Origin of the sequence: Lunatimonas lonarensis, from assembly GCF_000390185.1 — a bacterium.
GTDB classification, from domain to species: Bacteria; Bacteroidota; Bacteroidia; order Cytophagales; family Cyclobacteriaceae; genus Lunatimonas; species Lunatimonas lonarensis.
In genome coordinates this window covers 79,151-87,574 of the sequence record NZ_AQHR01000070.1, presented here as the reverse complement: position 1 = coordinate 87,574, position 8,424 = coordinate 79,151, and the positions used below count along the sequence as shown (strand labels likewise).

At 52.6% G+C, this 8,424-nt stretch carries 5 protein-coding genes; all 5 read left to right on the top strand.

Annotation, left to right across the window (positions count from 1 at the left end; genetic code table 11):
- Nucleotides 1–192: 192 nt before the first annotated feature.
- The 5 genes from ADIS_RS11865 (at nt 193) to ADIS_RS11845 (ending at nt 8,424) form a co-directional block, all read left to right on the top strand.
- Complete coding sequence (locus tag ADIS_RS11865) at nt 193–1,812, top strand: hypothetical protein (RefSeq protein ID WP_010854762.1); 1,620 nt, start codon at nt 193–195, stop codon at nt 1,810–1,812.
- A gap of 120 nt (nt 1,813–1,932) precedes the next feature.
- Nucleotides 1,933–3,303, top strand: coding sequence for a DegT/DnrJ/EryC1/StrS family aminotransferase (locus ADIS_RS11860; protein WP_010854761.1), 1,371 nt, complete (start codon nt 1,933–1,935; stop codon nt 3,301–3,303).
- 18 nt (nt 3,304–3,321) lie between these two features.
- Nucleotides 3,322–4,617 (top strand): SdiA-regulated/phytase-like domain-containing protein, encoded by a 1,296-nt coding sequence (locus ADIS_RS11855; RefSeq protein ID WP_010854760.1) that lies wholly within the window; start codon nt 3,322–3,324, stop codon nt 4,615–4,617.
- A gap of 199 nt (nt 4,618–4,816) precedes the next feature.
- Complete coding sequence (locus ADIS_RS11850; RefSeq protein ID WP_010854759.1) at nt 4,817–6,595, top strand: FAD-dependent oxidoreductase; 1,779 nt, start codon at nt 4,817–4,819, stop codon at nt 6,593–6,595.
- Nucleotides 6,592–8,424: a 2-oxoacid:acceptor oxidoreductase subunit alpha gene (locus tag ADIS_RS11845; protein ID WP_155907411.1), complete on the top strand. Its 1,833-nt coding sequence runs from the start codon at nt 6,592–6,594 to the stop codon at nt 8,422–8,424. The genes ADIS_RS11850 and ADIS_RS11845 overlap by 4 nt, the downstream gene beginning before the upstream one ends.

The following is an 8,424-nucleotide window of genomic DNA, read 5'->3' as shown; positions in this document are numbered from 1 at the left end:
GAAGGAAAGATTTAACCTTAGACACAGTTTAATGAACTATCCCCTTTATGGGGATATTCCCTAATCGTTTTGCCTTTCATATCCCCTGCCTACACCATTATTTTTCAATTAATCATAGGCTTTTTGAAGCGTTTCAAGTATTTTCCTACACTAATCCACCGAGTCAACCAACCCAAACCCAAATTAGCCCCTATGTTTACCGATACGATTCATTTTCGCGGCTTTTACTATCTTATTGTAATAGGCGTAATGCTCTTGGCTTCGATACCGGAGCTTTCTGCCCAAGGGGAACAGTCCTCACCGCTGCGGGTAGGGTGGGCAAGTTCCGATATCACACCGGAGCGGCCGGTATTGATCGTTGGTCAGTTTTATGCACGGGTGTCCGAAGGCGTGATGGATCCGTTAACGGCAACAGCCCTCGCGCTGGAATCTTCTACGGCGGGACAGACCACTCGGGTGATCTGGATTAGCTGCGACCTGATTGCCATTGGCGACGGCATGCGGGGGCAGGGCAGCCTTCGGGAGGCGGTGAGACAGCGAGTGGTACAGCGATTGCCCGAATTCACGCCCGAGCAGATTATCCTAAACGGAACCCACACGCATGCGGCACCTTTGGTTTCCACGGAAATGGACGTCGAGGAGCTTTATGGGGTAAGCCTGCATGCCATGGCCCCGGGAGTCGAGGCGATTCCACCTGCAGCCTACTTGGCCTTTGCAGCGGATCGGATCGCCGACGCGGCGGTGGCGGCCTGGCAGGCACGGCGCCCCGGAGGGATGAGCTTTGGGCTATCCCATGCCGTGGTGGGGGTTAACCGGCTTCAGGCACTGAAATCCGGTAGGTCGCAGATGTACGGGAACACGAACAGTCCCGACTTTTCGCATATAGAGGGTCACGAAGACCACAGTCTCAATCTCATGTTTTTCTGGGACGAAGACCGTAACCTAACCGGCATGATCGTCAACCTCGCCGTACCATCCCAAGTCAGTGAACACTCTTATGACCTCTCTGCGGATTTTTGGCATGAGACCAGAGCTGAATTGAGGGACAGGTTTGGGTCTGATCTCTATGTGCTTCCCCAAGTCAGTGCCGCGGCAGATCAGTCCCCGCATATCATGATAGGCCAGCGGGCGGAATCCCGCATGCAGGAGCTGTTGGGCTTTGCCCCGGAGCAGACTGGCAGGGGCAGTATGGGCCACCGCAGGCAGATAGCCCTGCGCATCGCAGACGGAGTGGCTGCTATCTTTCCCCTTATGCTGGAAGTCATTTCTTGGAACCCCCGCCTAGGGCACTATATGGAAGAATTGCCGCTTTCCCGGCGTTTGCTGTCGGAGGTAGATGTGGCCGAAGCACTACAGGATGCAGAAACCTGGGAGCAGCGGTTTATTCAAATGAAGGAGGATTTGAATCGCGAGCCCGCGCGCATGCAGAATCCCCGTTGGTATCGGGAGATTACCGCCGCCCATACGCATTTGAAGCGGGGCAGGGCAGTGGCCGAGCGATTTGAACAGGAAAAGAAGGATCCCACCCTACCCATCGAGGTGCAGGCGCTTCGTATCGGTGACGCTGTTTTTGCCACCAATCCCTTCGAACTCTACCTCGATTATGGCATGCAGATGAAGGCGCGAAGCGCAGCCGTACAGACCTTTGTCGTACAGCTGGCAGGGTCCGGCACTTACCTGCCCACCCGCCGGTCTATTGCCGGGGGGGCCTATGGAGCCATCCCCGCCAGTACGCTGATTGGGCCGGAGGGGGGAGACGAACTGGTAGCGGGTACGCTTCGGATGATCGGTTCCCTCTTTTCCGAGCCGTGAACGCAGTAAAAGTTTGGTGGAAGAATCCGTCTACAGGCTATCCTCTACCGTTTAGGTTATTTTCTTTTCGATCCCATCTGAAATTTGGTATCTTGTTGCTAATTACTGTAAATGACCCGCATGATGGAACCCATTGACCGACGAAAATTTCTGAAAACCAACGCGCTGATCGGTGCAGGAGCGGTAGCAGGCCTTTCCTCCTTTACGCCTTGGATCCATGGCAGCAGCGATGTGTCCAAGCCCGCCCTCCTTGGCGGAACACCTATACGTACCACTCCTTGGCCCAAGTGGCCGCAATGGGATAAGGATAGGGACGAGGAGTTGGTTCTTAAGGTGCTTCGGAGTGGGGTATGGTCCAGGGATAAGGTGGTACAGGAGTTCGAAGCCAAATGGGCCGAAACACTGGGAGCAAAACGATGCCTCACCGTGGTCAATGGTACCAACGCGCTGATCGCCGCCCTCGTACAGTCCAAAATCGGCGGGGGAGATGAAGTGATCGTTTCTTCCTATACCTTCATTGCTACCATCGTAGCTATCCTGCAGACTGGAGCGATGCCGGTTTTTGTAGACTCCGACCCGGATACCTTTCAGCTGGATGCCACCAAAATCGAAGAAAAAGTAACCCCCCGTACACGGGCCATATTGCCAGTCCATATCCTCGGATTACCAGCTGATATGGGGAAAATTATGGATATAGCCCAGCGCCATGACCTGGTGGTGATCGAAGATGCCTGTCAGGCCTGGCTGGCGGAATGGAATCACAAGAAAGCGGGCACCATAGGCCATGCCGGATGCTTTAGTTTTCAAAATTCCAAAAACCTTCCCATGGGAGAGGGTGGGGCGATTGTCAGCGATGACGATGATTTTATGGATCGTTGTTTTTCCTATCATTCCTATGGATTTCCCTATGGAAACATTGGCGTAACCAATGTCAGTGCGGTCTTGGCGGGAACCAAGCTTCGCCTTTCCGAGTACCAGGCGGCCATTGGGCTTACCTTGTTGCCCCGACTGGATGGGGAAACCCTGTTGCGCAGTCAAAATGCGGCGTACCTTCGTGGTAAGATCGAGGGGATTCCGGGAATCAGCCCCTATGTGCTGTACCCCGAAGTAACCAGGGCTTCCTTCCACCTTTTTCCGTTCCGCTACCACAGGGAGGCATTTCATGGCATGTCCAGGGAAGTTTTCCTTAAGGCATTGCAGGCAGAGGGAATTCCCTGTTCCAGTGGGTACGTGCCACTGAATGACAAGCTTTACCTAAAAGACGCCTTCGAATCCAAAAATTACCAAAAAATGTACGAGGCCAAGGAGTTGGACTTCGAGGCTTTTATAGCCAAAAACCAATGTCCGGAGACAGACCTGCTATGTCAGCAAACCGGTGTATGGATTTTTCAGAGCCTTTTGCTGGGCAGCAGGCAGGACATGGATGATATCGCCAACGCCATCCAAAAAATACAAGCCAATTCGGCAGCACTTGCCAGACATCAGGTTTAATCTTTTTTTAATTACAGCATGTCACAAAAAAAATTGCGGGCTAAAGCCTTTTATTCCGGATTTCCCTACGCACACGACACCTACCTCGCGTTAAGCAAGGCCAGTGACGGGAAATTGTACTATATTCTCTCTTCCGAGCGGTTGGATGTGGGCGCACAGCTTTACTCTTTTGACCCCCAAACCGACGCCATCACTTTTCTCACAGACTTGACCGAAGTATGTGGGGAAAAGGACCGCAGGGCCATCCCACAGGGAAAAAGCCACGTGGAGTTTTATGAGTCGGATGGAAAGCTGTTTTTTGGCACCCATGTAGGCTTCTATGAGATGATAGAGGGGATGGAAAGACTGCCCCAAAACCCACCGGAAGGTTATGGGTTGTATCCGGGAGGCCATTTCCTGTCCCTGGACCTACAAACCGGCGAGGTGGAACGTTTGGGGCTGATGCCCCACGGGGAGGGTATCCTCAGCATGATAATGGACACCGAACGCCGCCAAATTGCCGCGATTTCCTGGCCATCAGGCATATTTGTGCATTTGGATTTGACTACGGGAGCCCTTCGGGAAATCGGCCCGGTGTCGGCACGAGGGGAAGCCGGAGAGGTAGGTAAGGATTACCGTGTGCTCTGCCGTTCCTTGTTGGTAGACCCAAATACGGGAATTGTTTACCTGTCAAATGCGGAGGGTGATATTCTTTTTTATGATCCAAAAGTCGGCGGCCCAATTCAGGTGTTGGACAACGTGAATTTGAGGCTCGATTATTTTGGCAGGTACGACCCTACCCAGCCCGGAAGCATGGGGTATAATTGGAGAAAGGTACTTTGGCACAAACGGGAGAGAGTGGCCTATGGCATCCATGGCAACTCGGGATACCTGTTTCGCTTTGACCCCAAAGGACGTAATTTAGAGGTGGTCGACCGGCTTTGTTCCTTGCCTTCCAAGCGTTCGGGAATGTTTGACCAGTTTTCCTATGGGTATTTGGGCCTGCAGTTTGGTCCGGACGGAGACACGCTGTATTACCTTACTGGTGGTCCCGTCACTCGCGACGGCAAACGGCTAGAAGGTGAACGCCAGATTGCCAAAGGCGGTGCCAAAGGGTTGGAGAATCTCCATTTGGTGACTTATCAAGTAGCCGAAGGCCGGTACACAGACCATGGAGCCATCCATTATCCCGATGGCGGTATCCCCACCTATGTCAATTCGATCGCCATAGACGATCTGGGAAGAGCCTATACGCTCGCGCGCATGCAGACTTCGGTGGGGGAAATCCAAGATCTGATCCGAATCGAACCGGAACCGGATGCAAACGGCTTGTAAACGGAAATGAACTGTTTCGTTTCGAAAATGGGAGGCTTTCTTTGTCCGATCGCTCGCCTATTGGTAGTCTGTGACTTAATCCAACTGAAAATAAAAAGTTAGAAGATAATTTGTTTTCGCTTGTTTAATTTTTGAAATTAATTGCGCAATTAGCAGAGAGGGCGTAGTATAAATTCTGCCCCTTTAACCCAAAATAACTATGAAGCCTACCGATACCCAGAATCCGGAGTATTACCACAAGGTCGTGGATTGCCAATACGCCTGCCCTGCCCATACACCTGTTCCCCATTACATTCGTCTCATTGCGGCCGAACGCTATACCGAAGCGTACATGGTCAATTGGGAGAGCAATGTTTTTCCCGGAGTTTTAGGAAGAACCTGTGATCGTCCTTGCGAGCCCGCCTGCCGCCGGGTGCGCGTGGAGGAGGAGCCTGTGGCCATCTGCCGTCTCAAGCGCGTTGCCGCAGATAACAAGGGCGATGTACGGCAGTTCATGCCCCAGGGGCCGTTTCCTGCCAATGGAAAGAAAATTGCACTGATTGGTGGAGGGCCTGCCTCGCTGACCGTGGCCCGTGACCTCGCTCCCTTGGGCTACGAGATCCATCTTTTTGACGAGCAGATAGCCGGAGGGGGTATGATGCGAAGCCAAATTCCAGCGTTTAGGTTACCCGAAGAAGTGTTGAATGAAGAGGTGAACCATATTTTGGATATGGGTATCCACACCCAGTTTTTGACCTATGTGGACAGTCTCAAGGGGGTATTGGAAAAAAATTACGATGCTGTCTTTGTAGGAACGGGGGCACCGAGAGGAAAGGATCTCCCCAAGTTGCCGGGGCGGCAGGAGGCCGATGCGTTCATTCACATCGGTATCGAATGGTTGGCCTCGGTGGCCTTTGAGCATACCCATAAAATCGGCAAAAAGGTGATCGTCTTGGGCGGAGGAAACACCGCTATGGACTGCTGCCGCACCTCGCGACGCCTGGGCGGAGAGCAGGTGAAAGTGGTGGTCCGTAGCCCTTTCAGCACCATGAAGGCTTCCCCCTGGGAAAAGGAGGATGCGATGCATGAAGATGTAGAGATATACGATAACCACGTTCCGTTGAGCTTTGAGATGTCGGATGGAAAACTGACAGGGATGATGTTCCAGAAAGTAAAGGCCGTATATGACGAAAAGGGGAAGCGGCAACTTCTGCCCACCGGCGAACCGGATGTGTTCATAGAAGCCGACGAAGTGCTGATTGCCATCGGACAGGAGAACAGCTTTCCCTGGATTGAACGGGATTTGGGTCTTGAGTTTGACGATTGGGAAATGCCCATCGTGGACAAGGTGACCTTTCAATCCACCGTGCCGAAGGTGTTTTTTGGGGGAGATGCGGCCTTTGGGCCTGAAAACGTCATTACGGCCGTCGCGCACGGGCACCAGGCCGCCGTGTCCATGCACCTATTCTGCGAAGGCAAGGATGTGCGACAGCGTCCGGCGCCCTACACCAACCTGATGAGTACCAAGATGGGTATCCATGAGTGGAGCTATGACAGCGAGGTGGCGAGAGATGCCCGCTATGCAGTACCCCAAGCCGCGAAAGAGCTGACCCTCGTGGACCGGAAGAAAGAAGTGGAACTTGGATTTGACCTGCCCACGGGTTTCAAGGAAGCTCAGCGCTGTCTGAACTGTGATGTGCAGACGGTCTTTAAAGAAGACCGGTGCATTGAATGCGATGCCTGTATGGACATTTGCCCCACCTCGTGCATTACGTTTACCACCAACAACAATGAAATGGACCTCCGGCAAAAATTGCTGGTTCCGGCCGAAAACCTTACCCAGGATATCTTGGTGTCCGACACGTTGAAGACCGGCAGGGTCATGGTGAAGGACGAAGATGTATGCCTTCATTGTGGGCTTTGTGCCGAGCGATGCCCCACCTCTGCATGGGATATGCAGAAATTTTTCTACAGTGTTACCAAAGCCAGCAGTTTATGAGTAGTACAGTAAGCGCCGTGATGACGAAGAAAAAGGTAAACGATTTTGTCATCCGTTTTGCCAATGTGAATGGAACAGGTTCTGCCAGCGCAAACTTCCTCTTTGCCAAGGCCATCTTTCGAATGGGCATTCCCGTAACACCGAAAAACATCTTTCCATCCAACATTCAGGGTCTGCCTACGTGGTATGAGGTGCGGGTCAGCGAAAAGGGCTACCTCGGCAGACGGGAGGGCGTGGATATGATGGTGGCGGTAAACGCCCAAAGTTTACGACAGGATATAGCAAGCGTTAGGTCTGGTGGATACCTGATCTACGATAGCACCAAGAAAATGCATCAGGACTTCATCCGCCCGGATATCCATTATTTGGGAATACCGATGATGGAGATGTGCAACACCCATTTTTCTGACCCCCGTCAGCGGCAACTGTTCAAAAACATCATCTACGTCGGCGCGCTCTCCGTGTTGCTGAATATTGAGTTTGAGGTGTTGGAGGGGCTGCTGGCAGAGCAGTTTGCCGGTAAGGAAAAGCTGATAGCGCCCAACGTGAAGGCACTGAAATTAGGTGTCAACTACGTGATGGAGCAGTTCGCCTACCCCCTGGATTTTCATTTGGAGCGAAAGGATCTGGTAGGGAACCGCATACTGGTGGATGGCAATACGGCCTGTGGACTGGGAGCGGTATACGGTGGTGCCACGGTAGTAGCCTGGTACCCGATTACCCCTTCCACCTCGGTAGCCGAGGCATTCGAAAAATATGCATCCAAGCTTCGAGTGGATAAAGAAACCGGTAAAAAGAAGTACGCCATTGTGCAGGCAGAAGACGAACTTGCGGCCATTGGGATGGTGATAGGAGCCAATTGGAATGGAGCTCGTTCCTTTACAGCAACCAGCGGCCCGGGTGTTTCCCTTATGAACGAGTTTATCGGCCTATCCTATTTTGCCGAGATTCCGGCGGTGCTCATCGACGTACAGCGTGCAGGGCCGAGTACCGGCATGCCTACCAGGACCCAGCAGTCGGATGTGTTGCTGGCGGCCTATGCCTCCCATGGCGACACAAGGCACGTACTTTTGTTCCCTTCCACGCCCAAAGAATGCTTCGAGATGACAGCCGAAAGCTTTGAGTTGGCCGAGTACCTACAGACGTTGGTGGTGGTCATGACCGATTTGGATCTGGGGATGAACGATCATATGAGCGAGCCCTTCACTTGGGATGATACCAAAGCGTACAATAGGGGGAAGGTGCTTTCCGAACAGGAGTTGGAAAACATGGGAAGGTTTGGACGCTATTTGGATGTAGACGGAGATGGCATACCCTATCGAACCATCCCCGGTACCCATCCCACGAAGGGTGGCTTTACCACCAGGGGCACGTCGCGGGATGAATATGCGGTCTACACAGAGGATAACAAAGCCTATCAGCGAAACATGGAACGCCTGCTCCTGAAATGGGAGACGGCCAGAGACCTGGTACCTGCTCCTGAGGTGTACCAAGACGGCCAAAACAGTGAGTACGGCCTGTTGTTTTATGGTACTTCCACCTACTCTTCTGAGGAGGCCAGGGATCTGTTGGCAGAGCAAGGGATTGAGCTGGATGCGATACGCATAAAAGCCTTTCCGTTTAATCAATTCGTCCGGGAGTTTATCGCTTCACACAAACAGGTGTTTGTCGTAGAGCAAAACCGCGATGCGCAGTTGCGTTCGCTGCTGATGCTGGACCTGGGGGTAGCTCCCGAGAAATTGGTTCCTGTCCTTAATTTTGACGGAATGCCCATTACTGCTGATTTTATTGCAAAGACGATTACCTCCCACATTAACCCAGCCCATTAA